The sequence below is a fragment of the Cryobacterium luteum genome, assembly GCF_900110125.1.
Taxonomy (GTDB): Bacteria; Actinomycetota; Actinomycetes; order Actinomycetales; family Microbacteriaceae; genus Cryobacterium; species Cryobacterium luteum.
The window spans coordinates 1-22,376 of record NZ_FOCN01000014.1 but is presented as its reverse complement, the minus strand read 5'-3'; the positions used below and the strand labels follow the sequence as shown (position 1 = coordinate 22,376).

23 protein-coding genes and 1 pseudogene are annotated in these 22,376 nt (G+C 66.4%); 8 read left to right on the top strand and 16 right to left on the bottom strand.

Going from position 1 to position 22,376, the window contains the following annotated elements; translation table 11 throughout:
* Positions 1–32: 32 nt before the first annotated feature.
* Complete coding sequence (locus BMW72_RS13265; RefSeq protein WP_198410991.1) at positions 33–509, top strand: DUF2231 domain-containing protein; 477 nt, start codon at positions 33–35, stop codon at positions 507–509.
* A 155-nt stretch (positions 510–664) separates the two neighbouring features.
* Positions 665–1,282 (top strand): hypothetical protein, encoded by a 618-nt coding sequence (locus BMW72_RS13260; RefSeq protein ID WP_092111330.1) that lies wholly within the window; start codon positions 665–667, stop codon positions 1,280–1,282.
* Here the strand turns inward: BMW72_RS13260 and BMW72_RS13255 are convergent.
* A complete protein-coding gene (locus tag BMW72_RS13255; RefSeq protein WP_092111328.1) occupies positions 1,269–1,745 on the bottom strand; it encodes a DoxX family protein in 477 nt (158 codons plus the stop codon). The genes BMW72_RS13260 and BMW72_RS13255 overlap by 14 nt on opposite strands.
* Positions 1,746–1,890: 145 nt before the next feature.
* On the opposite strand from BMW72_RS13255, the gene BMW72_RS13250 reads away from it, so the two are divergent.
* On the top strand, positions 1,891–3,348 hold the full coding sequence (locus tag BMW72_RS13250) for a DASS family sodium-coupled anion symporter (protein ID WP_092111321.1): 1,458 nt from the start codon (positions 1,891–1,893) through the stop codon (positions 3,346–3,348).
* Positions 3,349–3,353: 5 nt separating this feature from the next.
* On the opposite strand, the gene BMW72_RS13245 is transcribed toward BMW72_RS13250, so the two are convergent.
* The 4 genes from BMW72_RS13245 to BMW72_RS18800 all read right to left on the bottom strand — a co-directional run bounded on the left by BMW72_RS13245 (position 3,354) and on the right by BMW72_RS18800 (position 7,143).
* Complete coding sequence (locus BMW72_RS13245) at positions 3,354–4,103, bottom strand: succinate dehydrogenase/fumarate reductase iron-sulfur subunit (protein ID WP_092111319.1); 750 nt, start codon at positions 4,101–4,103, stop codon at positions 3,354–3,356.
* Entirely contained in the window at positions 4,100–6,139 is a 2,040-nt protein-coding gene (locus tag BMW72_RS13240; protein ID WP_092111317.1) for a fumarate reductase/succinate dehydrogenase flavoprotein subunit, read from the bottom strand. Before BMW72_RS13240 ends, BMW72_RS13245 begins: the two co-directional genes overlap by 4 nt.
* Positions 6,136–6,849 (bottom strand): succinate dehydrogenase cytochrome b subunit, encoded by a 714-nt coding sequence (locus tag BMW72_RS13235; RefSeq protein WP_092111315.1) that lies wholly within the window; start codon positions 6,847–6,849, stop codon positions 6,136–6,138. The genes BMW72_RS13240 and BMW72_RS13235 overlap by 4 nt, the downstream gene beginning before the upstream one ends.
* 129 nt (positions 6,850–6,978) lie before the next feature.
* On the bottom strand, positions 6,979–7,143 hold the full coding sequence (locus tag BMW72_RS18800; protein ID WP_092111313.1) for a hypothetical protein: 165 nt from the start codon (positions 7,141–7,143) through the stop codon (positions 6,979–6,981).
* Between the two features lie 147 nt (positions 7,144–7,290).
* Between BMW72_RS18800 and BMW72_RS13225 the strand changes: the two genes are divergently transcribed.
* The gene (locus tag BMW72_RS13225; RefSeq protein ID WP_092111311.1) at positions 7,291–9,585 is read left to right on the top strand and encodes an FdhF/YdeP family oxidoreductase; all 2,295 of its coding nucleotides are present in this window, start codon (positions 7,291–7,293) and stop codon (positions 9,583–9,585) included.
* 25 nt (positions 9,586–9,610) lie between these two features.
* Here the strand turns inward: BMW72_RS13225 and BMW72_RS13220 are convergent, their stop codons facing one another.
* The 3 genes from BMW72_RS13220 to BMW72_RS13210 form a co-directional block, all read right to left on the bottom strand.
* The gene (locus BMW72_RS13220) at positions 9,611–9,928 is read right to left on the bottom strand and encodes a DUF6457 domain-containing protein (RefSeq protein WP_092111309.1); all 318 of its coding nucleotides are present in this window, start codon (positions 9,926–9,928) and stop codon (positions 9,611–9,613) included.
* Between the two features lie 81 nt (positions 9,929–10,009).
* On the bottom strand, positions 10,010–10,498 hold the full coding sequence (locus BMW72_RS13215; RefSeq protein ID WP_092111307.1) for a DUF427 domain-containing protein: 489 nt from the start codon (positions 10,496–10,498) through the stop codon (positions 10,010–10,012).
* On the bottom strand, positions 10,495–11,796 hold the full coding sequence (locus BMW72_RS13210) for an MFS transporter (RefSeq protein WP_092111306.1): 1,302 nt from the start codon (positions 11,794–11,796) through the stop codon (positions 10,495–10,497). Before BMW72_RS13210 ends, BMW72_RS13215 begins: the two co-directional genes overlap by 4 nt.
* 84 nt (positions 11,797–11,880) lie before the next feature.
* Here BMW72_RS13210 and ligD point away from each other — a divergent pair, with 84 nt between their 5' ends.
* Positions 11,881–12,903: a non-homologous end-joining DNA ligase gene (gene ligD / locus BMW72_RS13205; protein ID WP_092111305.1), complete on the top strand. Its 1,023-nt coding sequence runs from the start codon at positions 11,881–11,883 to the stop codon at positions 12,901–12,903.
* A gap of 8 nt (positions 12,904–12,911) precedes the next feature.
* Here the strand turns inward: ligD and BMW72_RS13200 are convergent, their stop codons facing one another.
* Together BMW72_RS13200 and BMW72_RS13195 are read right to left on the bottom strand one after the other, a co-directional pair.
* A complete protein-coding gene (locus tag BMW72_RS13200) occupies positions 12,912–13,913 on the bottom strand; it encodes a glutathione S-transferase family protein (RefSeq protein WP_092111303.1) in 1,002 nt (333 codons plus the stop codon).
* A gap of 30 nt (positions 13,914–13,943) precedes the next feature.
* A complete protein-coding gene (locus BMW72_RS13195; RefSeq protein ID WP_092111301.1) occupies positions 13,944–14,252 on the bottom strand; it encodes a hypothetical protein in 309 nt (102 codons plus the stop codon).
* A gap of 159 nt (positions 14,253–14,411) precedes the next feature.
* On the opposite strand from BMW72_RS13195, the gene BMW72_RS13190 reads away from it, so the two are divergent.
* Positions 14,412–14,885, top strand: coding sequence for a VOC family protein (locus BMW72_RS13190; protein ID WP_092111299.1), 474 nt, complete (start codon positions 14,412–14,414; stop codon positions 14,883–14,885).
* 62 nt (positions 14,886–14,947) lie between these two features.
* Positions 14,948–15,751, top strand: a complete 804-nt coding sequence (locus BMW72_RS13185) for a DUF1206 domain-containing protein (RefSeq protein WP_092111297.1) — start codon at positions 14,948–14,950, stop codon at positions 15,749–15,751.
* A 33-nt stretch (positions 15,752–15,784) separates the two neighbouring features.
* Here BMW72_RS13185 and BMW72_RS19525 read toward each other — a convergent pair.
* The 3 genes and pseudogenes from BMW72_RS19525 to BMW72_RS13170 form a co-directional block, all read right to left on the bottom strand.
* Positions 15,785–16,225: pseudogene (locus BMW72_RS19525) on the bottom strand (phosphatase PAP2 family protein); the annotation flags it as partial.
* 280 nt (positions 16,226–16,505) lie between these two features.
* Complete coding sequence (locus BMW72_RS13175; protein ID WP_092111295.1) at positions 16,506–17,207, bottom strand: phosphatase PAP2 family protein; 702 nt, start codon at positions 17,205–17,207, stop codon at positions 16,506–16,508.
* Between the two features lie 25 nt (positions 17,208–17,232).
* On the bottom strand, positions 17,233–19,767 hold the full coding sequence (locus tag BMW72_RS13170; protein ID WP_092111293.1) for an ATP-dependent DNA ligase: 2,535 nt from the start codon (positions 19,765–19,767) through the stop codon (positions 17,233–17,235).
* 71 nt (positions 19,768–19,838) lie between these two features.
* Between BMW72_RS13170 and ku the strand changes: the two genes are divergently transcribed.
* The gene (ku, locus tag BMW72_RS13165; RefSeq protein WP_092111291.1) at positions 19,839–20,672 is read left to right on the top strand and encodes a non-homologous end joining protein Ku; all 834 of its coding nucleotides are present in this window, start codon (positions 19,839–19,841) and stop codon (positions 20,670–20,672) included.
* Positions 20,673–20,701: 29 nt separating this feature from the next.
* Here the strand turns inward: ku and BMW72_RS13160 are convergent, their stop codons facing one another.
* From BMW72_RS13160 to BMW72_RS19520, 3 genes are all read right to left on the bottom strand, one after another.
* The gene (locus BMW72_RS13160) at positions 20,702–21,166 is read right to left on the bottom strand and encodes a hypothetical protein (RefSeq protein WP_092111289.1); all 465 of its coding nucleotides are present in this window, start codon (positions 21,164–21,166) and stop codon (positions 20,702–20,704) included.
* Positions 21,163–21,630 (bottom strand): hypothetical protein, encoded by a 468-nt coding sequence (locus BMW72_RS13155; protein ID WP_092111287.1) that lies wholly within the window; start codon positions 21,628–21,630, stop codon positions 21,163–21,165. Before BMW72_RS13155 ends, BMW72_RS13160 begins: the two co-directional genes overlap by 4 nt.
* 127 nt (positions 21,631–21,757) lie before the next feature.
* Positions 21,758–22,376, bottom strand: a 619-nt coding sequence (locus BMW72_RS19520) for an HNH endonuclease signature motif containing protein (protein WP_139175916.1), incomplete at its 5' end; no start/stop codon positions are given.

Below are 22,376 nucleotides of genomic sequence, written 5' to 3'. Positions count from 1 at the left end.
TGCGCCGAGACGACTTACCTGTGGAGATAACCATGCTTGACACATTTTTCGGTCTGCCCATGCATCCGCTTATCGTGCACGCGACCGAGGTCGTGGTTCCGACCGCGGCGCTGATCCTGCTTTTGGCAGCATTCTGGCCGCGCTTTCGCCGTTGGGCCAAGCTCCTGCCGCTCGGGCTGACCCTGGCTGCGCTCGTGCTCGTGCCGTTGTCGACCGAATCGGGGGAGGCCCTGGAAGAACGGGTTTCCGAGAGCGCCCTCATTGAAACTCACGCTGACCTGGCCGAAGGAATGCTGCCCTGGGTGATCGGAATGGTCCTCATCGCCGCGGTGCTGTTCTGGTGGAACCTCAAGAAGGCACCAACGACCCGTGCGCCGCAGTGGGTTGCCATCGCCATCGCCGTTGCGGCGCTTGGGGCTTCGTCGGGCACAATGGTGCAGGCCATCCTGATCGGTCACAGCGGGGCGACTGCCGTGTGGTCCGAAGACATGGGCACTCCAGCCCAGTAGTGGTGGCGCCGGCCCTGCTGCGGGGTCGTTGCCGGGTGTGCCTACCAGCTGTCGCGGTGCACTGGCCTGGGCGTACCATGTCTGTGTGTCGGACTTCAGATCTTCTGGCCGACCGGAGCACCCCACCGACCGGCGTTTGGGACTGGAGCAGAATCGTGACCAGCACGCGGCGCCTCCACCGTAATCCCAGCTTTCGTAACCCCACCTTTCTCTCCACCTGGCTGCTCTGGCTGATCGGGTTCCTTGCTTTTCCGATAGCGGGCCTGGCGGGCACGGCGGTCGGTGGGCGGGTCAGCAATCCCGTGTCGGCGCTGATCGGCGGCGCGGTCTGCGGGGTCGTCATCGGCGTCGGACAGGTGCTGGTCAGTCGGCGTCGTCTCGATCCGCTGATCTGGATTCCCCTGACCGGGATCGGCATGGGCCTCGGGCTGCTGTTCGGCTCGACCGTCGTCAACTATCGCACGACGTTGGTCGAGCTGGCCCTGATGGGAGCGATCACCGGACTCGTGCTCGGTGCGGCTCAGGCTGTCGCGCTACCGCACCGCGCCCGGCGACGGTGGTTGTGGTCCATCGGCGTGGCCGCGCTGTGGGCGCTCGGCTGGACGCTGACGACGCTGGCCGGGGGCGACGTCGACGCACAGTCCACGAATTTCGGCGCGATCGGAGCAATGGCCTTCACCGCCCTGTCCGGGCTCCTCCTGCACGTCCTGCTACCGTTTCACCCCACGTCGGGCATGTGGTTGCGCTCAAGCCCCGTCACTACTTCGCTCTAGGCGTCGCACCCGATTCACGGTGCCGGCTGCCGCGCCAGGCTCGCCAGGCACCAGTGGACCACAGTGCCCACAGTACGAGCAGTGGTTGAAAGGCGAGGCGGATGCCCCGAGACAGATCCGAGTTCAACCCGAACGAGTCGGTCGCCGAGACGAATTGCGAGATGTTGCCGGGAAAGATGGCCACGAAGAATGCGGCCACGGTCCAGCCGACAGCCACCCGCCACCGCTGCAGCGCGACGAGTGCGAGTCCAAGGGTGATTTCGGCGATTCCGGAGAGTACGACGACGAGGTCCGAGTCGAGGGGCACCCAGGAGGGAACCTGCGCCTGAAATGCCTCCCGATTGAAGGTGAGATGGCTGATTCCGGCCAGCAGCAGGAAGCCCCCGAGGGCCAGCCGCCCCAGCAGTCGCGGCACAGAACGACGTGCGTTCGTCGCTGCCTCGGAAAGTTGATCAGGAGTCATTGCAACGAGTGTAGTCGTCGACGGGTTTGCGGCGATGACGCTAAAATTGCAAGCGTGACGTCACGCGGGAACGATCCCGCGCGTCCACGAGTTCCGCTTCGGCCGGGTCGACTGGTCGGAGGCGCCGAGCAACCGTGGAGACATCATGAGTACCGAATCAACCGTCACATCGGTCGCCACGGAGGCGCCCGGCCGACGCACTGTGATCGTCAAGGTCGCAGCGATCCTTCTCGTCACGCTCGCGATCTATCTGGTGCCGCCGCCCGACGGCGTCGACGCTCGCGGCATGCACATGCTGGCGATCTTCGTCGGCACAATTTTGGGGCTGATCCTGCAGCCGCTGCCCACGCCATCCGTTGCGCTGCTCGGGCTGGCGCTGGCCATGATCACAGGCACCATGGACCCGGCCACCGAGGCGCTCAAGGGTTTCTCCAACCCCACGATCTGGCTGATCGTGGCCGCCTTCTTCATCGCTGAGGGATTTCTGCTCACCGGCCTCGGCCGCCGCATCGCCCTGTGGTTCATTTCCAAGCTCGGCGCTTCCAGCCTCGGACTGAGCTACGGCCTGGCCCTGACCGACCTCGTCCTCGCTCCGGCGACGCCGTCGAACACGGCCCGCAATGGGGGAGTGCTCTACCCGATCATCGCCTCGCTCAGCCGCGAGCAGGGGTCGACGCCCGACACCGACGCTTCGAGGCGCAAGCTCGGCTCCTATCTGGCCTTCACCTCGGTGCAGGTCAACGCCGTCACCTCGGCGATGTTCATCACCGCCATGGCCGGCAACCCCATCGCCCAGCAGGCCGCGATCGATCTCGGCATCGACGTGACCTGGGGCAACTGGGCGCTTGCCGCCCTCGTTCCCGGGCTGCTCAGCCTCGTTGCCGTGCCCTGGGTGATGTCCAAGGTCTACGGCCCGACGATCACCAAAACGCCCGAAGCGCCCGCCTATGCTCGTAAAGAACTGGCCGAAATGGGACGGATGTCGCGCGGCGAGCTGGTCATGACCGGCACCTTCGTACTGCTGCTCGTGCTCTGGGTGCTCGGGAGTATGCTCGGCATCAGCGCGACGGCCGCGGCTTTCGTGGGCATCGGCATCCTCTTGGTCACCCGCGTGCTGACCTGGAAGGACATGGCCGAGAACGTCTCAGCCTGGAGCACGCTGATCTTCTTCTCCGTGCTCGTCGGCATGGCCGACCAACTCAACGCGCTTGGCGTCATCGGCTGGATCGGCGACGCCGTAGCCGTCGCCGTGGGAGGCCTGCCGTGGATGCTCGCCTTCGCTATTCTCACCCTCGCCTACTTCTACGCGCACTACTTCTTCGCGTCGAACACGGCGCAGATTGTGGCGATGTACGCGATCTTCCTCGGCGCAGCCATCGCGTCCGGCGCCCCGCCGATGTTCGCCGCGCTGACGCTCGGCTTCATCGGCAACCTGTTCGGAGCGATCACGCACTACGCCTCGGGCCCGGCCGGAGTCATCTACGGTTCCGGCTACGTCAAGACCTCGGAGTGGTTCCGGGTGGGGTTCATCATGAGCGTCGTGCTGATCGCCATCTGGACGGTCTCGGCAAGCCTGTGGATGAAGGTGCTCGGGCTCTGGTGAAACGTTTACGACGCCTTGCCGCGCAGCACCGAGCGTAGCTTTTCGCGGTTGAGGCCGGCGATCGCCGTCAACGGGATGCCGGCCGGGCAGACCTCCACGCATTCCCCGATGACCGAGCAGGGTCCGAACTCTTCATCCATCGCCTCGGTCATGCCGACGGCGCGCTGGCCTCGCTCCTGACGGGTCGTCGGCAGCAGGGTGAGGTGCATGAGCTTGGCGCCCGTGAACAGGCTCGCCGAGCCGTTCGGGCAGGCGGCGACGCAGGCCCCGCAGCCGATGCAGGCCGCGAAATCGAGGGCGGCTTCTGCCGTTTCGTGGCTGACCTGGTGGGCGTCGGCATCCGTTGCCGTGCCGGCGTCGATCGAGACGTACCCGCCGCCCTCGATGATGCGGTCGAGTCCGGATCGGTCGACGGCGAGGTCCCGCACCACGGGAAAAGCGCCGGAGCGAAAGGGCTCGAGCGTGACGGTGCTGCCGTCGGTGAAGCTGCGCAGGTGCTGCCGGCACGACGGGGTATTCGCGATCGGTCCGTGCGGAACGCCGTCGACGGTCACGCCGCAGGAGCCGCAGATTCCCTCGCGGCAGTCGGAGTCGAACGAGACCGGCACCTGGCCGGTCTCGACGAGCGTGTCGTTGAGTTTGTCGAGGGCTTCGAGCAGGGTGAACTCCTCGCCCGCACCGTCGAGCGAGTAGCTTTCGAACCGGCCGGCCGCCTGCGCCGAATCCTGGCGCCAAATTTTCAGGGTGAGCTTCACGAGGTCTTGTAGTTCCTTGTCTCCGGCTGAACCGATTCGAAGTGCAGGGGTTCCTGATGGCGTCGGTACGAGCCGGTCGCCCCACGTTCCCAGGCCGAGACGAACGACCAGTTCTCGTCGTCCCGGGCGGCCTCGCCGTCGCCGAGCTGGTGCTCGATGCGAAAGTGTGCGCCGCAGGATTCGTCGCGGTCGAGCGCGTCGATGCACATCAACTCGGCCAGGTCGATGAAGTCGGCCACCCGTCCGGCGCGTTCGAGCTCCTGGTTGAAGCCGTCGGCACTGCCCGCGACGCGGAGGTCGTTGCGAAAATCGCTGCGCAGCTCCCGAATCAAGCGGATGCCCTCCGCCAGCCCCGCCGCCGACCGGCTGACCCCGCAGTGCGCGTACAAAATCTCACCCAGCCGCCGATGGAATCGGTCGGGTCCCTGCGTGCCCGGCGACGCGGCCAGCGTCTCGACGCCGGCCCGCGTTTCGGAGACCGCACGCAGAACCATCGGATCGTCGTCGGCGAGAACCGGGGTGCCGAGCAGTGGCGCCAGATAGTTGGGAATGGAGTACGGCAGGGTGAACCAGCCGTCGACGTTGGCGGAGAGCAGCGAGTTCGCTCCGAGCCGGTTGGCGCCGTGGTAAGCCCAGCCGGCTTCGCCGCCCACGAACAGGCCGGGGATGCTGGTCATGAGGTCGTAGTCCGACCACAGCCCGCCCATCGCGAAGTGCGCGCCCGGCGCGATGCGCATCGGTACGTCATAGGGGCTGTCGCCAGTGGCGTCGGCGTACATCTCGAACAGGTTGCCGTAGCGTTCGGCGAGCACTGGGCGGCCGAGGCGGGCCAGCGGGTCGCGAAAGTCAAGGTAGACGCTGTTTCGCAGGGGCCCCACGCCGCGACCGGCTTCGATCTCGTCGCGGGCGGCGCGACTGGCTACATCGCGCGGGGCGAGATTGCCGTAGGCGGGATAGCGGCGTTCGAGGTAGTAGTCGCGTTCGGCTTCGGGAATGTCGTTCGCCGCGCGCGAGTCATTCGGCTGCACCGGAACCCAGATGCGGCCGTCGTTGCGCAGCGATTCGCTCATCAGGATGGTCTTGGATTGCCAGTCCGAGCCGAGCGGCAGCGCCGTCGGGTGAAACTGCAAGAACGATGGCGACGCGAACAGGGCCCCGCGGCGGTGCGCGCGCCAGGCGGCCGAAACGTTCGAGTTCTTGGCGAGGGTGGACTTGAAGAAGGCGTTGCCGTAACCGCCGGTCGCGAGCACGACCGCGTGGCCGGTTTGCGACCAGATGCGGCCGGTGATCAGGTCGCGCACGACGATGCCGCGGGCGGCACCGCCCGTGCCCGCGCTGTCCGCGGCATCGTCGTCGACGATGAGGTCGAGCATCTCGCTGCGGGTGTGCAGCGTGACGGTGCCGGCGGCGACTTGACGCAGCAGTGCCTGCGAGGCGGCGACTTCGAGCTGCTGCCCGGTCTGCCCGCGGGTGTAATAGGTGCGTGACACCTGCACGCCGCCGAAGGAACGGGTGGCCAGCTGGCCGCCGTACTCCCGGGCGAACGGGGCGCCGATGGCGTCGAGGTGGTCGATCACGCGCACGCTTTCCTCGGCGAGGCGCCAGCAGTCGGCCTCGCGGGCGCGAAAGTCGCCGCCCTTGACGGTGTCTTTCACGAAACGGGCGAGGCTGTCGTTGTCGACCTTGCGGGCGCGGGCCGCGTTGATGCCGCCCTGAGCGGCCACGCTGTGCGCGCGGCGGGGCGAGTCGTGAAAGGTGAAGGCGTGCACGTCGTAGCCCTGCTCGCCGAGGGCGGCCGCGCAGGCCGCTCCGGCGAGTCCGGTGCCCACCACGATGATCCGGAATTTTCGTCGGTTCAGCGGCGAGACGAGCTTGTAGTGCAGCTTGCGTTCCGCCCAGGCGTCTGGTCCGCTCTGCGATGGCTGGCCGCCGGAGATCGCGTCGCCGATCGTGCGAACGTCGTCCGGCGTGAGAGCCGGCGTGAGAGCCGGCGTGAGAGCCGGTGCAGCGGCACCCGTTGGGCGTGGAGCGGTCATTTCAGTACTCCGATCAGCACGAAAATGGGGATCGAAATATTGCCGAGCATGATCACCAGGGCCACGACGCCAGAGACGACGACGGCCACCTGGCGAAATCGCCGGCCGGTCGCGCCGAGGTCATTGGCTGCGGCCCAGAGGCCGTGGGCCACGTGCAGGCCGAGCACGATCATGGCGAGAGCGTAGAACAGACCGGCCAGCGGGCGTTGAAAGCTGGCCACGAGATTTTCGTAGGCGTGACTCGTGTTCACGGTCGCCGCTTCGAACCCCCCGCTCGCGGCTGGCGCGGTGCCGGTGGTCAGGTCGAGCACGTGAAAGATCACGAAGAACAGCAGCACGAGGCCGGTCACCGGCATGGTGCGTGCTGTGAAAGAACGCCACCCCGCGTGTCGTCGGCGTACCGGGCCGCGGGCGACACGGGCGCGACGCCAGAGCAGCGCCGCGCAGGCGACGTGCCCGGCGAGGCTGGCGAGCAGGGCGAGGCGCAGTACCCAGAGCAATCCCTCGTAAGGGAGTACCGGTTCGAACGCCTCCCGCAGCCAGTGAGCGTAATCGTTGAAATGTTCGCCGCCCAGGTACACCTTGAGGTTGCCGACCATGTGCACGAGCACGAACGCCGAGAAGATCAGGCCGGTGAGGGCCATGACCGTTTTGCAGACGAAGTTGGAGAGCAGTGGCCTCCGCGCTGTCGTGCGTGCCCTGCTGCTCATCCGCGCCCCCAACCAAAGTCAGGCGAACGTCGAATGCGGCCGGCTCCTGACTGTGTTCAGTGTACCGACGCTCTTATCGGGGTAGACGGCGTGTTGCGTGCACAGATGACCGGATGAGGCCGGCCTGCCCTACCGACCGAGCAGGCGGGCGAAGAATCCGCCGGTGGATTTCTCCTTTACGTGACCCTCACAACGCTGGTTGCGCGGCACGCCCTTCATGACCTGGTCGACGTGCTGGCCGCACCCGGCCCAGGTGGTCTTCTGACAGGTCTTGCAGGTGATGGCTCTGCACATTTTGGGTGCCTTTCGTTGGGGAGGAGTCCCCAGACTATACCCATGGGGGTATAAAAGAGATTCCTGTCGCACCGGATGCTCCCGCTCCAGTCGGTGTATCGTGCCAGCGACGAGCGCGCGGCCGGCACCAGAGCAACGGAGATCAGAATGAGTAGTGAACCCCCGATCAAAGACGTCACCGATGATGACATCGAGGTCACTCATTCCAAGGCCTGGGCCGCCGGCGTGCCCGGGGTGCTGCACTCCATGGACCCGGCGCTCACCCAGATGGGTGCCCTGCGGGGGATGCGCGCCCTGCTGTCGATGAACCAGAAAGACGGTTTCGACTGCATGAGCTGCGCCTGGCCCGACCCGGGCACGCGCAAAGCCTTCGAATTCTGTGAGAACGGCGCCAAGGCCGTCACCTGGGAGGCGACCCCGATCACCATCCCGACCAGTTTCTGGGCCGAGCATTCGCTTGCCGACCTGCGGGAGAAGAGCGAATACTGGCTCGGTATGCAGGGCCGGCTGGTCGAACCTGTCTACAAGCCGGCCGGCAGCGAGCACTACCAGCCGGTCAGCTGGCCAGAGGCCTTTCGCGTGATCGCCGCCCAGCTCAACGGGCTCGACTCGCCCGACCAGGCCGCCTTCTACACCAGCGGTCGCGCCTCCAACGAGGCCGCCTTCGCCTACCAACTGTTCGTGCGGGCCTACGGCACCAACAACCTGCCGGACTGTTCTAATATGTGTCACGAATCCACCGGCTGGGCCATGGGCCAGACCGTGGGCATCGGCAAGAGCACGGTCAGCTACGACGACTTCGCGAAGGCCGACCTGATCATCATCATGGGGCAAAACCCTGGCACCAATCACCCGCGCATGCTTACCGCGCTTGAAGAAGCCAAGGACGCCGGCGCCCGGATCGTCGCCGTCAATCCGCTGCCGGAGGCGGGCCTGCGCCGCTATAAGAACCCGCAGCGGGTGCGCGGAATCATCGGCCACGGCACCGACATTGCCGACCAGTTTCTGCAGATTCGCATCGGCGGCGACATGGCCCTGCTGCAGGCCGTCTCCAAACGGGTGCTTGACGCCGAGGCTGCCGCGCCGGGAACCGTGCTCGACCAGTCCTTTCTCGACGAACACTGCCAGGGGCTGCCCGAGTTGCGGCAGCATCTGGCCGCCCTCGACGAGCGGATGGTGCTGGCCGCGACGGGACTGCGCGCGGCTCAGATCGACGAACTTGCGCAGCGATACATCAACGCCGATCGCGTGATCATCACCTGGGCGATGGGGCTGACGCAGCAGAAGAAGGGAGTCGAGACCATCAAGGAAATCATCAACCTGCTGCTGTTGCGCGGCAACATCGGCAAGCCCGGTGCCGGGGCGTCCCCGATCCGCGGCCACAGCAACGTGCAGGGCGACCGCACCATGGGCATCTGGGAACAGATGCCGCCGGCCTTCCTCGACGCCCTGCAGGCCGAGTTCGGCTTCGACCCGCCCCGCGAGCACGGCGTCGATTCCGTCGACGGGGTGCGCGCCATGCGCGACGGGTCGATGAAGGTGTGGCTCGGGCTCGGCGGCAACTTCGTCGCCGCCATGAGTGACACCGGCATTGCCGAGGCCGCCATGACGCGCACCGAGATGAGTGTGCAGATCTCGACCAAGCTCAATCGTTCGCATGCCGTGACCGGCGCAGAAGCCCTCATCCTGCCGACCCTGGGGCGCACCGAAATCGACCACCAGGCCAGCGGGGAGCAGTTCGTCTCGGTGGAGGATTCCGTCTGCGCGGTGCACCCGTCGTGGGGCAAGCTCAAGCCGGTGTCACCGAATCTGCTCTCCGAGGTCGCGATCATCGCCCGGCTGGCCCAGGCCGTGCTGAAGAACAAGGTTGCTGTCGACTGGGCCGGTTTCGAAGCCGACTACGACCGCATCCGCGATCACATCGCCAATGTGGTCGGCGGCTGCGAGAACTACAACGAACGCATCCGCCAGGAGGGCGGGTTCGTGCTGCCGAATGGCCCACGCGACTCCCGCACCTTCAACACCCCCACCGGCAAAGCCATGCTGACCACGAATACGCTCGAGCACCTCGAGGTACCGCCCGGGCGACTGGTGCTGCAAACCCTGCGCAGCCACGATCAGTTCAACACCACCATCTACGGGCTCGACGACCGCTACCGTGGGATCAAGAAGGGCCGGCACGTGGTCTTCATCAACAAGAAGGACCTCATCGCCCTCGGGTTTTCCGACGGGGATCTGGTCGATGTGCACAGCGAGTTCAGCGACAACGTCGACCGGGTCTTGCGGGGCTATCGGCTGGTGGCCTATCCGACGCCGCGCGGCTGCGCCGCCGCGTACTATCCGGAGGCGAACGTGCTCGTGCCGCTCGACAGCGTCGCGGACGGCAGTAACACGCCGGTATCGAAGGCCGTCATCATTCGATTGGAGCGTGCGGCTGCCTGATCGGCTGAGACAATGCGCCGTTGGGCTACTGGGCGGTGTTGACCCAGCCGCCCTCGTCGGGACTCTCGGTCGCGGGCTGCCGGCAGACGGCGATCACGACATCCGCTGCCCGAACGATGGCCGTCTGCGACGCGAGCGCTAACTGAGCAGCGGCAAAGCCAGCGGCGTAGCCGACGACGAAGGTGGTGATGGGTGCGGCCATCGGACTGACCGCATGGGCGGCTTCGTCGGCGACGTTGAGCACGAGGTTGTTGTCTACCTCCAGGTCCAGAATCTGAAGGGCCTGACTGAGGCGGCGTGTCCACTGCCTGAGAATCTGATCGTCACTCTCGTCGCGGTTCACGGCAGCTCCTTCAGTTAGGCCTGGCTGGTCTGAGGGTACCCGCACCCGGACAAGTCCGTGCAACAATTTCGTCGAGAATCGCTACCACCCCATAGTGCCCGCTGACCCTTTGAACGGTCCGACGATTTTCGCGGTGATCCAGCCGCCGTAATAGTCGCCTTCCTGCGCGCGCACGGTTTCACCGTCGACGGTGCACCGGTCCATCGCTCCCGGATAAATCGCGACCCGCTCGGCCAGGGATTCATATCCCGGCGTCGGAGTGGGGTAGAACCACGCTGAGCGGATGCGCGCGCCGATTGACGCGTAACCGGCGACGCCCTTGTATTCGCAGTAGCTCTGGCCGGGTGCGGCCTGCAGCACCCCCGGAGCGAAGGCGCTTCGTGGCAGGTAGTAGACCGGCGGATGGCTGGTCTCGAGCACCCGCACGACGTCGGTCGTGTCGACGATGGTCACTCCCTCGAGTTCGATGGTGACGTGTTCCCCGGTGTGCTCGACGCGGGGTGGGCGTGGGTAATCCCAGACGGATTCCTGGCCGGGGTGCACGGGGTCGGGTTGTACTCGCTCAGTCATGGTCCGATGTTAGATCGGCTACCTGCGAACCCGGTGGTGTGGGCCGGATTCTGCGGAGGACGAAGTGCGGCAACGGTCACAACGGCCGCGAGCACGGCGAGGCCGGCGACCATGCCGACGGTTCCGCCCCACCCCCACTGCACGAAGAACACGCCGCCGAGCCACCCGAACAGGCTCGACCCGGCGTAGTAGGCGAGGTTGTAGAGCGATGATGCCTGGGCGCGACCGATCCGGGCTTCGGCCCCGGTCCAGCCCGAGGCGACAGCGTGGGCGGCGAAGAACCCGGCCGTGGCCAGCAGCACGCCGAGCAGAACGAGTACCAGCACGGTTGACAAGGTCAGCAGCACTCCCGCGGTCATGCACGCGAGAGAACTGATCAGCACCCACCAGCGGCCGAAGCGGGCGGCCAGAATGCCGGCCTGGGCCGACGACCAGGTGCCGGCCAGGTAGGCCACGAAGACCAGGCTGATCAGGGCCTGCGGCAGGTTGAACGGGTCGTGGGCGAGGCGAAAACCGAGGTAGTTGTAGAGGGCGACGAACCCGCCCATCAGCAGAAACCCCTGGGCATAAAGGGCGAGCAGGCGCGGCGACGACAGGTTGGCGCGTAACAGATCGACCAGCCCCGGGTCGCTGCCACGCTCGCGTGCCCGCCGCGGCACGAATCGTCGGGGCACGAAGCCGCGCGGTGCAGGAACCAGCGTAATGAACAGAACGGCCGCGACAGCGCAGAGCACTCCCACCGCGAAGACTCCCACCCGCCAGTGTGCCAATTCGGTGATCGGCCCGGCCACGAGCCGCCCGAGCAGACCGCCGATCGAGGTTCCGGCAACGTAGGTGCCGGCCGCGCGGGCGGCGTGCCGTGGCTCGATTTCCTCGCTCAGGTACGCGATCGCGATCGCCGGTACGCCGCCGAGCATGAGCCCTTCCACGAAACGACCGGTGAGCAGCAGCGAAAAGGTGGGAGCGAAGGGCACGAGCAGCCCGAACACCGTTGCCGCGATCACGGCGATCGACATGGCCCGCACCCGGCCGAGTCGGTCGGCCACGAGCGACCAGGGAATCACGCCGACGGCCAGGCCGAGCGTCGACGCCGAGATGACGAGAGCGGCATCCGCTGCGCTGACGCCGATATCGTCGGCGATCCGGGCGAGCACCGCCTGGGGCGAGTACAGCTGGGCGAAGGTGGCGATGCCGGCGAAGAACAGTCCCGCGAGCAGTTTGCGGTAGTCGGAGCTGCCGTGGGAGTGCCCGTTCCAACCAGCGGATGCCGCCCCGCGGCCCGGGTGCGCTGGAGTCATTGCAGGGCAGTCACGACTCGAGGCACTCGTTCAGAGTACGCGTGCCGGGCACCCGCTCCTGACGTATCTGACTACAGTGTGCGCATGAGCTCTGACGCGCAGGTTGTGACGGTTGACGGCCCGCACGGCGCGCGCGCGGTGCGCCTGTCGAGCCCGGCCCGGGTACTCTGGCCCGAACCGGGAATCACCAAACTCGATCTCGCCCGGTACATCATCGCCGTGGGCGAGCAATTCGTGCGCGCCAACGGTGATCGTCCGCTGTCGCTGCAACGATTCAGTGGCGGCATCGACGGCGAGCAGTTCTTCTCGAAGAACCCGCCGAAGGGCGCACCCGACTATGTGCGGGCCGTGCCGGTGGTCTACCCGAGCGGGCGCACGCATCCGCAGCTCGTGATCGACGAACCGGCCGCCGCGGTGTGGGCGGTGCAGATGAACACGATCGTGTTCCACCCCTGGCCGTCTCGCGCCGAACTCGCCGACAATCCCGACGAGCTGCGCATCGACCTCGATCCGCAGCCGGGCACGGACTTCGCTGACACTATTCCGGTCGCGTTCGAGCTCAGGGATCTGCTGGCCGAGGCTGGTCTGACCGCGTTCGTCAAGACGTCCGGCAACCGCGGGCTGCACGTGTTCGCGTCGATCACTCCGATCCGCGAATTTCTCGACGTGCGGCACGCGGTCATCGCCGCAGCGCGCGAGCTGGAGCGACGGATGCCCACCCAGGTCACCACGAACTGGTGGAAGGAAGAGCGCGGTGAGCGCATTTTCATCGACTACAACCAGGCCAACCGTGACCGCACCATGGCGGGCGCCTACAGCCCGCGGCCGCTGCCGCACGCCCCGGTGTCCTGCCCGCTGGAGTGGAGCGAACTGGCCCAGGCCGATCCGCGCGCGTTCACAATCCTCACCGTGCCGGCCCGGCTGCGGGAGCAGGGCGACCCGTGGGCTGCCCTGCACGAGCAGCCCGGCTCGATCGACACCCTCTATTCGTGGTGGGAACGCGATCTGGCCGACGGCCTCGGCGAGCTGCCGTTTCCGCCGGACTTTCCCAAGATGCCGGGGGAGCCGCCGCGGGTGCAGCCCAGCCGCGCCAAAAAGCCCGACTAGCGCGATCGTCAGTTCACGATGCGCTCGGCGGGCAGCGGCGGCTCCGGCGGGGTTCCGGTGCCGAACGGACGGCCACCGAGATCGGCGCGAGAATGCGGTGCCAGCCAAGCCGCAGCATCCGGACCCTTCGGCACGATGCCACTGGGATTGATGTCGACGTGGGTCACGTAGTAGTGCTTCTTGATCTGGTTGAAATCGATCGTGTCGCCGAAACCGGGAGTCTGGAACAGGTCGCGCGCGTAGGCCCACAGCACCGGCATCTCGCTGAGCTTGTTGCGATTGCACTTGAAATGCCCGTGATAGACCGCGTCGAAGCGGGCAAGGGTGGTGAACAAGCGGATGTCCGCCTCGGTGATCGTGTCGCCCACGAGATACCGCTGCCCGGCCAGGCGTTCTTCAAGCCAGTCCAGCCGGGCGAAGAGTGCGTCGTAGGCCCGCTCGTAGGATTTCTGGCTGCCGGCGAAGCCGCACTTGTAGACGCCGTTGTTGACGTCGTGAAAGATGAGGTTGGCGACCTCGCCGATCTCGGCCCGCAGGGCTTGGGGGTAGAGGTCGGGGGCACCGGCGCGGTGGTGCGCGATCCACTCGGTTTCGAAGTCGAGGGTGATCTGCGGGTAGTTGTTGGTGACGACCTGACCCGAGGTGACATCGACGATCGCCGGTACGGTGATGCCCCGCGGATAGTCGGGAAAGCGGGCGAAGAAGGCCTGCTGTAGGCGTTCGATGCCGAGCACCGGGTCCACGCCACCCGGGTCGAGGTCGAAGGTCCAGCTGTTCTTGTCGTGGGTGGGGCCGGGCAGGCCGAGGGAGATGACGCCCTCGAGGCCGAGCAGGCGGCGCACGATCGTGGTGCGGTTGGCCCACGGGCAGGCGCGGGCGGCGACCAGACGGTAGCGGCCGGGTTCCACGGGCCAGCCGTCCCGGCCGTCCTGGGTGATGCGGTCTTCGATGTAATTGGTGTCGCGGTCGAAATCTTTGCCGGGTGTGATGTAACTGGGGTCGAGGCTCATACATCCACGCTACGCGACGTACCCCGAGAACTACCCGCCGAGTTCTGCGGCGATCTCGGCGTCGGTGCGCGCGTCGATGATGCCCCACATCATGTGGGTGGGGCCGCTGCTGTCGCTCGGCTCGACCCGCGGCCGGCTGGCCCAGCCGCGCGCGACCGCGGTGGCGCCGAGCTGCGCGAGCGAAGCGCTGATTCTGGTCTTGCGAATCTTGCCCGCCAGCACGCTGCCGTCGGGCGCCTGCCGCCAGCCGCGTTTGTGGGCGATCACCCGGCCGATTTCTTCGTCGGTGAGCCAGCGCGAAAAGCTGCGGGTGGGCGGGTCGATGGCGATCAGCTTCATGCCCGTCACTGTACCCGCCGAGCAGTCTGTGTCGGTTCAGGGAACGGCCATAGCGCTCTCCTGGGAACGGCTGCCTGTCACGACTCGTCAGATTGCTGGATCGGGGCAATAATCACAGCACCACTCCACAACCCCGCCCCGATGAGAAGGAGAACAACCATGAGCAGTCGTCTCAACCCGTATCTCGGCTTTCGCGACACTGCCCGCGAAGCGATGGACTTCTACCAGGGCGTCTTCGGCGGCGAGGTCACCCGCAGCACCTTCGGGGAATACCAGGCGAGCGAAGATCCGGCCGAACAGAACAAGATCATGCACTCGGAGCTGACGACCACGAGCGGATTCTCGCTGATGGCTTCCGACACCCCCAACAGCATGGAACTCCCCACGAGCAGCAGCGTGACGGTCTCCCTCAGCGGCGAGGATGAGACCGAACTGACCGGCTACTGGGACAAGCTGGTCGAGGGAGGCACCATCACCATGCCGCTCAACAAAGCTCCCTGGGGTGACAGCTTCGGCACGCTGGTCGACAAATTCGGCACCAACTGGATGGTCAACATCGCCGGTGTCGCCGCCGAAGGTGCCCAGACGTCCGAGGCCGGTGACCCGTCACTCCGAGACGACGTCACCCGGTGATGTGCCAGTGGACGGTCTAGTCCTGCGCGGGACGGTGTGTGTGCGCCTATGCTGAGCCCGTGATGAATGCATCGGCGACACACATCGCTCGCGACGCGAGCAACAGTTCCACTCTGCAACTGCTGGCCCGGCTGGGATTCGCCGTGAACGGGTTGCTGCACATCCTGATCGGTTCGATCGCGATCACCGTGGCGATCGGCGCCGGCAGCGGTTCGGCTGATCAAAGCGGGGCGCTCGCGCAACTGGCGTCGAGCCCGGGCGGAGTATTTCTGCTCTGGACCGTTGTGATCGGAATGTTCGCCCTGGGGCTCTGGCTACTCATCTCCGCCTTCGTGCTGCAGGGCGAGCCCAAACGCAGGTGGTCGCGTCGTCTGGCCAATATTGCCAAAGCCATCGTCTACTTCGCGCTCGGAGCCACCGCCCTGACCTTTGCTCAGGGCGGTTCGTCCAGTTCGGCCGGCAGCGCCCAGAGCGCCAGTGCGTCGCTGCTGTCCTCACCCGGCGGCACAATCGTGCTGTTCCTGGCCGGGGTGGCCGTGCTCGGCGTTGCCGGGTATTTCATCTACAAGGGTGCAGCGCAGAAGTTTCGGTCAGACGTCGCCGTGCCGAGCGGGCCGGTCGGGCGCGCGGTCATCGCCCTCGGCGTCGTCGGGTATGTCGCCAAGGGCGTCGCGCTCGCCGTCGTCGCGATCCTCATCGGTGCCGCCGCGCTCACCCAGGATGCCAGTAAATCCACCGGGCTCGATGGGGCGCTCAAGGCGCTCGCCGCCCTGCCGTTCGGAACGATCGCCCTGATCTTGATCGGCATCGGCCTGATCGCGTACGGCGTCTACTGCTTCGTTCGAGCCCGCCGCGCCCGGTTGTAGACCGCGGGCAGCGTGACGGGTATCCCAGGCGATCACGGCGCTGAGCACCACGAGCGAAATCGAGAGCGAGGCGAGGGCATCCGTCGCCCAGTGGTAGCCGAGATACAGCCGGCTGATCGCGGCGAGGGCGATGCAGACCACCGCGATGCTGAACCCAATGGCGACAGCCCGGCGGCTGGGCCTCCGCGACACGATCAGGTAGGTCAGCACCAGCACAAAATCGGCCGCGCCGAGAACATGCCCCGATGGAAATGAGAAGGAGTAGTCGGCGCCGAACAGCATCAGCTCGACCGGCGGGCGGGTGCGGGCAATAAGGGGAGCCAGAATCTGAGCCAGAATGACTCCGGTCAGCATGGCGATCGCCAGCAGCAGGGGCCGCCACGCGTGCTTGCCCGTGAAACCCCAGACCACGGTGAGCACCAGCACGATAATCGGCAGTGCGACCGGCCCGAAGACGATGGCCAGCCCGATCATGACGACCGTGAGGGTCGGCGACCGGTTATCGACGAGCCACTCCCGAACCGGAGAATCGTAGAACGACGCCCGGTCGGGCTGCAGCACGTCAACGAGCAAGCAGGCGAACAAAATGATTCCGGCGGCCACGAGCGCGCCGGCTGTCCACCGCATGTGACGACGCCCGGCCGCTGACAGCGGACGGGGATCGACGATGAGCTTGTTCCAGCGTGAGCGCCACGCCGTGGTGGGCTGGATGGCATTCATCCGCGCGTCCTTTCGGTGCAACAGCGAGGTCTGGTTAGTGCGGTCTCCGGTCGGCTCGCAGCCGGTATTCGCCGTCGAGTTTTGCCGCCAACGGCGCCCAGACTACAACGGCAATGCCCGTGCCGAGCAGCAGGGCACCGATCGTGTCGGTCAACCAGTGTGCTCCCAGGTAGGTGCGGCTGATCATCATGGCCAGCGTGTAGGCGGCTCCGAGCGCCCCGACCCACCACCGTGGAAACAGGAGTACGAAAATGGTGGCCATGGCGGCCGCGTTCGCCACGTGACCCGACGGAAACGATCCGAAATCGACGGTCACCAGGATGTCCTGCGGGCGGGTTCTCGCGAACAGACGTTTGATCACCTGAACGGCTCCGCCGGTGAGCATCGTCGCCGCGAGATAGAAGCCGACCGCCCAGAAACGTCGGGCCAGCAGCAGAACGGCCACGATCAGTGCCGGAATCAGCAGCGACGCCGTAAGCCCGAAGCCGAGATAGTTCAAGACCAGCGCGGCGGAGTCCAGGGCCGGGCCGCGAAACCGGTCGATCCAGGCCAGCCAGGACCGGTCGATGGCGAGCGATGCGGCGTCGGCGGTGTCAGCGGTGCCGCGCAGCAGTACCAGGACGCCGAGGCCGAGGGAGAGGGCGACCGCACCGAGACCGCTGATCAGCGGCCACCGGCGGGTGACGCGTTGTGCGCGTGGTATCGCCGCGTGTTCGGGATGTCGAGCACTCACCATGGGGTAATGCTAGATCGTACCCGCATCATTCGGATGTTATGTCGCCCGGTGCCTTGTCGGGTCGCCAGCCTCGCCAGGACGGCTGGCGCAGCCGACCGGTCGCAGTCCACTCGGCGAACTCGACCTCGGCGACGAGGGTGGGGCGCACCCAGACCGCGCCCTGCGCATCCGTTTGCGGGATGTCGCTGAACGGAGTGGTCTTGCGCACCAGACGGGTGAGCCTTGAGCGGATGTCGGCCAGGTCGCGTTCGCCGAACCCCGTGCCCACCCGGCCGATGTAACGCAAGCCCGTGTCGGTGGGTATCCCCAGGAGCAGCGATCCGATCGCACCGGCGCGGTTGCCTCGGCCCGGTCGCCAGCCGCCGACGACTACTTCCTGGGTGCGAAAATGTTTGATCTTCACCCAGTCCCTGGACCGCCGCCCGATCGTATAGCGGCCGTCCTGCCGTTTGGCCATGACCCCTTCCAAACCGAGCTGGCGACTGATCTGAAAGGCTTCGGCGAAGCCGCCGGTGAGACGTGGCGGTACCTGCGTGGAGCCGGTCGCGGTCACCGTGGCTTCCAGCAGGTTTCGGCGCGCGGTGTAGGTCAATCCGGTGAGCGAGCGGCCGTTCAGCTCGAGCAGGTCGAAGAGCATCAGCTGCACCGGAGCCGTGCGGGCCGCTGAGGCGACCTCGCGGGCCTCGGTGAGTTTCATCCGCGTCTGCAACAGGCCGAAGTCGGGGCGACCGCGTTTGTCGACGGCCACGATCTCGCCGTCGAGCACTGCGCTGTCGAGCACTGCGCCGTCCTGTGCTGCGCTGCTCTGTGCTGCGCTGCTCGCTTTTGGCGCCAGTGCCGCGAGCAGGTCGGCGACGAGGTCGGGATAGGACGCGGTCACATCGTGCCCGTTGCGGGTGACCAAGCGAACGTTGTGCTCGGCCAGCGACACATAGGCGAGTGCGCGCATGCCGTCCCACTTCATTTCGAACGCCCACTCGCCAAGTCCGAGGTCGTCGCCGAGATCGGCTTCGGAACCGGCGGCGGCGAGCATGGGAGAGTAGGCGTTTTTCGGTGGCGGGGGAGTGATCTCGGCGGCTGGGCCGCCGTGCGGGCGGGCATTCGTGCGTGAGCTGCCCGAGGATCCGACGCTCGGTTTCATGCGGTGAATCAGCCAGTTGTTGGCTGCCCTGCTGCCGTGGCTGTCACTCGTGCGAATCAGGGCAAACCGGGCGGTGCCGCCGAGCCCGGCGTCCGGCTCGCCGTGCAGGGTGACGATCACTTCGTCGTCGCGCCATTTTTCGAGGTCGTACACGCCGCGGTCCCAGATGGACACGTCGCCGGCACCATATTCCCCGACCGGAATAGTTCCCTCGAAGCTGCCGTACTCGAGCGGGTGATCTTCGACGTGTACCGCCAGCCGGTTCTGCGCTGATGTGACGGGCACGCCGCGGGGCAGCGCCCACGACACGAGCACCCCCTCGTGTTCGAGTCGAAAATCCCAGTGCAGGCTGCGGGCGTGGTGCTCCTGAATGACGAATGACAGGCCGTTGGACGCCACGGCCGGCGCAGCGGGAACGGGCTCCGGCGTCTTCGCGGCGTCGCGCTTGCCGCGGTACACCGTCAGCCGGTCCGTTGTCACGAGGGCGGGGGTCGCCGTGTCGCTGGTTGTGCCAGCCGCATGCTCGAACGACCCGGCCGACAGCAGCGCGAGCGGATCATCCCGGCGCTTCAAGCGGGCGAGCACCTGCCTGTAGTCGAGCTGCTCGAGCTGGGCCGAGGCCAGCTCCTTCCAGGTGCGCGGCGTCGCAACCATCGGGTGGCTGCGCCCGCGCAGGGAATACGGTGTGATGGTGGTCTTCGCGGCATTATTTTGGCTCCAGTCCACGAACACCTTGCCGGGGCGCAGGGTCTTCTTCATGTCGCTCACCACGAGATCGCGGTGGTCCGCCTCGAGCGCTCTGGCCAGTTCGTGTGCCACGGCCGACACCTGGTCTGAGGTGTACGACAGGTCGAGGGCGGCATACAAGTGGATGCCCTTGCTCCCGCTGGTCACCGGCATCGGTTGCAATCCCATGTGCTGCAGGATCACTCGGGCCAGCCGCGCCACCTCGGCGCATTCGAGCAGTCCGACACCGTCGCCCGGGTCGAGGTCGAGCACCAGCCGGTCGGGATTGCGCGGGGTGCCGGTGCGGCCGAACTGCCACTGCGGCACGTGGATTTCGAGGGCGCTCATCTGCCCGAGCCAGGTGAGGGTGGCGAGGTCGTTCACGAGCGGATAGGTGTTCACATGATCTTTGTGCGCGATCTCGTGCCGTTTCACCCAGTTCGGCGTTGACGGTTCGAGGTTCTTCTGAAAGAACATCGTGCCGGGGTGCTCGATGGTGCCGATTCCGTGTACCCAGCGCTTGCGGGTGGCCGGGCGGTTCGCCGCGTGGGCGATCAGCACGTCGGCGATCGCCGCGTAGTAGGCCAGCACGTCGGCCTTCGTGGTGCCGGTCTCCGGGTACAAAATCTTGTCCAGGTGGGTGAGTGTGATGCGGTGGCCTTCCACAGAGACGACCTGGCTGCTGGCGTTCATGCGTCAACTGTGCCGCGGAAACCCCGGGTCTACTAGGCGAAAAATGTCTCATTCGGGTGTGTACTGGTCGCATGAGAAGCATCTGGACCGGTGCGATCACCTTCGGGCTCGTCAATGTGCCCGTCAAGGTGTACAGCGCCACCGAGGATCACGACGTGTCACTGCATCAGGTGCACGATGCCGATGGGGGACGCATCCGCTACCAACGTCGGTGTGAGATCTGCGCCAAGGTCGTTCCGTACGACCACATCGACAAGGCTTTCGACGACGGCGAGCAGACCGTGGTGCTCACCGCTGACGACTTCGCGTCGCTGCCGGCCGAGCACAGCAAGGAGATCGACGTGGTCGAGTTCGTGCCGAGCGACCAGATCGACCCGATCATGCTCGACAAGAGCTACTTTCTCGAACCGGACGGCAAGTCTGCCAAGGCCTACGTGCTGCTGCGGCGCACGCTGGAAGCCACCGATCGCACGGCCATCGTGCACTTTGCCCTGAGGCAGAAGACCCGGCTGGGTGCGTTGCGCGTGCACGGCGACGTGCTTATGCTGCAATCCCTGCTCTGGGACGACGAGGTACGCGAGGCCAAATTTGCGTCCCTCGACGAGCGGGTCAATATCAGTGCCAAAGAACTGGATATGTCGGCGGCATTGGTTGAGTCGTTCGCGGCCGATTTTGCACCGGATGCCTTCAACGACGACTATCAGGACGAATTGCGGGCGCTAATTGAGGCCAAGCTGAAGAGCGGTGACGCGGTGTCGACCGAGGTGACCTTCGGTGAAACGACCGACGAAGGTGAGGGCGGCGAGGTGCTCGACCTCATGGAAGCACTGCGGCGCAGCGTCGAGGCCAGCCGTGACCGGGCCAAGCCCAAATCGAAGCCGAAGCGAGCCCGCTCGGCCTCCTGAGCGGCTGTCCGTCTCATGGCGGGTGCTTCTCAACCCCGTGCCGCGAGCACGCGCTTCCAGACCACGAGCACGAGGCCGATCGCGGTCAGCAGCACGGCCTGAACGTTGAGCACACTCACGCCCACCGCTCCGATGGCCACGAGCGGAGTGCTCTGACCGATGGTGAGGGACAGTTTGATGCCCTCGGCGATGATCGCCAGCGCCAGCCCGAACAGTGCCAGGCGCCCATCGGTCGAGGTGCGCAGCCGATGCAGGCGCAGCTGGTGCGAGGTGCCGCAGACCACTAAGGCCTCGTTCGACTGGCCGAACTTTCGCTGGGTGGCGCGCAGAAAATCGACGCGACCACCCACATCCACTCGAACGATGTCAGAACTCACGTTGGACGGGAGGCTCCACCAGTCGGAGCGTTCCGGGATACTGAGGGTCCCCTCGGCCACATCGTCGCGGCAGCGGATCTCGTAGTCGAAGGCGGGCGCGACGGCCGGAACGGTCATAGCAGCAGCTGGGGTCCGAAACCGAGCATCAGCGCCACCCGCTGCGGCAGGTGTTCGGGCGGGATCTCCAACAGAGAGCCGAGTGCGGCGGCTGCCGCGAGCAATTTCTGGGCCGCCGGGTCTGGTCCCACGTACTCGATCAGAAGGCCGGGTTCGTTGGTCCACTGGTACAGGCCCTCGGCCAGCCAGTCCTGCGGATACGATGGCTGCCGTTCCAGGAACTGTTCCCACGAGGCGAAGCGGCTGGAGGAGGATGGTTGGCCGCCGTCACCACCGCCGCCGGCGCTGTGATTGAGAGGGGCAATATCGCAAAGTACGCAGACGAATTCCGGCACGGCCGGGTCGCGCTGGCCGTGCTCGTTGCAGGTGATTCCCCCGCAGATCTTGCACACCGCGAGAGGATCCGAAATTTGAGCGCCGGGAATGGACTTTGATCCGATGAAATGGGGCAGGCATTCGACCATGCCCCATATCTACACCCGGTAGCTGCCCTCGGCAATAGTGTTGCGGACGAGCGGCTCAGCGGATGCCCCGCCCGCCGGTCAGCATTCTGCACCCGGCATTCCCCGCCGCGCAGGTGACCGCGCGGCGCTAGAACGGGTGGGTGTCGGTGGTGTCCGAGCCGGAGGCGGCCCTGTCGGAGGTCCAGGGGTCCGGTACGGGTGGTGGTGGCGTGGCTGGTGGTGGGGGTGTTGGTGGTGCTTGTTGCGGCGGTGGGGTGATTCGGGTGGCGGGGTCGGTGGCGTAGTGTTTGCCGGCTGGGCTGGTCCAGTGGAGGGTGCCGTCGGGGTCGGCGGTGACTGTCCAGTTGCTGAAGTGTTTGAGGTTGTGGTGGGCGGGGGAGAGGAAGTGCAGGTTGGTGGCGGTGGTGGGGCCGCCGAATTGTTTGTCGATGGTGTGGTCGAGGTCGCTGTGCCCGGCGGAGCGGTTGCAGCCGGGGAAGCGGCAGCTTCCGTCGCGCAGGCGGAGGTATTTCTTTAGTGCGGCGGGTACTCGGAAGGGTTCGGCGCTGACGTCGAGGACGATGCCGGTGTGCGGGTGGGTGAGGACGCGCAGGAAGCTTGTTGCGGTGCCGGCCAGCTTGCGGGCGGTTTCGGGGTCGATCGGCCCGTAGCCTTCGAGTTCGCCGGGCTCTTCACTCTTACCCATCAGGGTGAGCACCGGCACGGTGATGTTGACGTTCGCGGTGAGCCCGGCGCCGAGGCCGCTG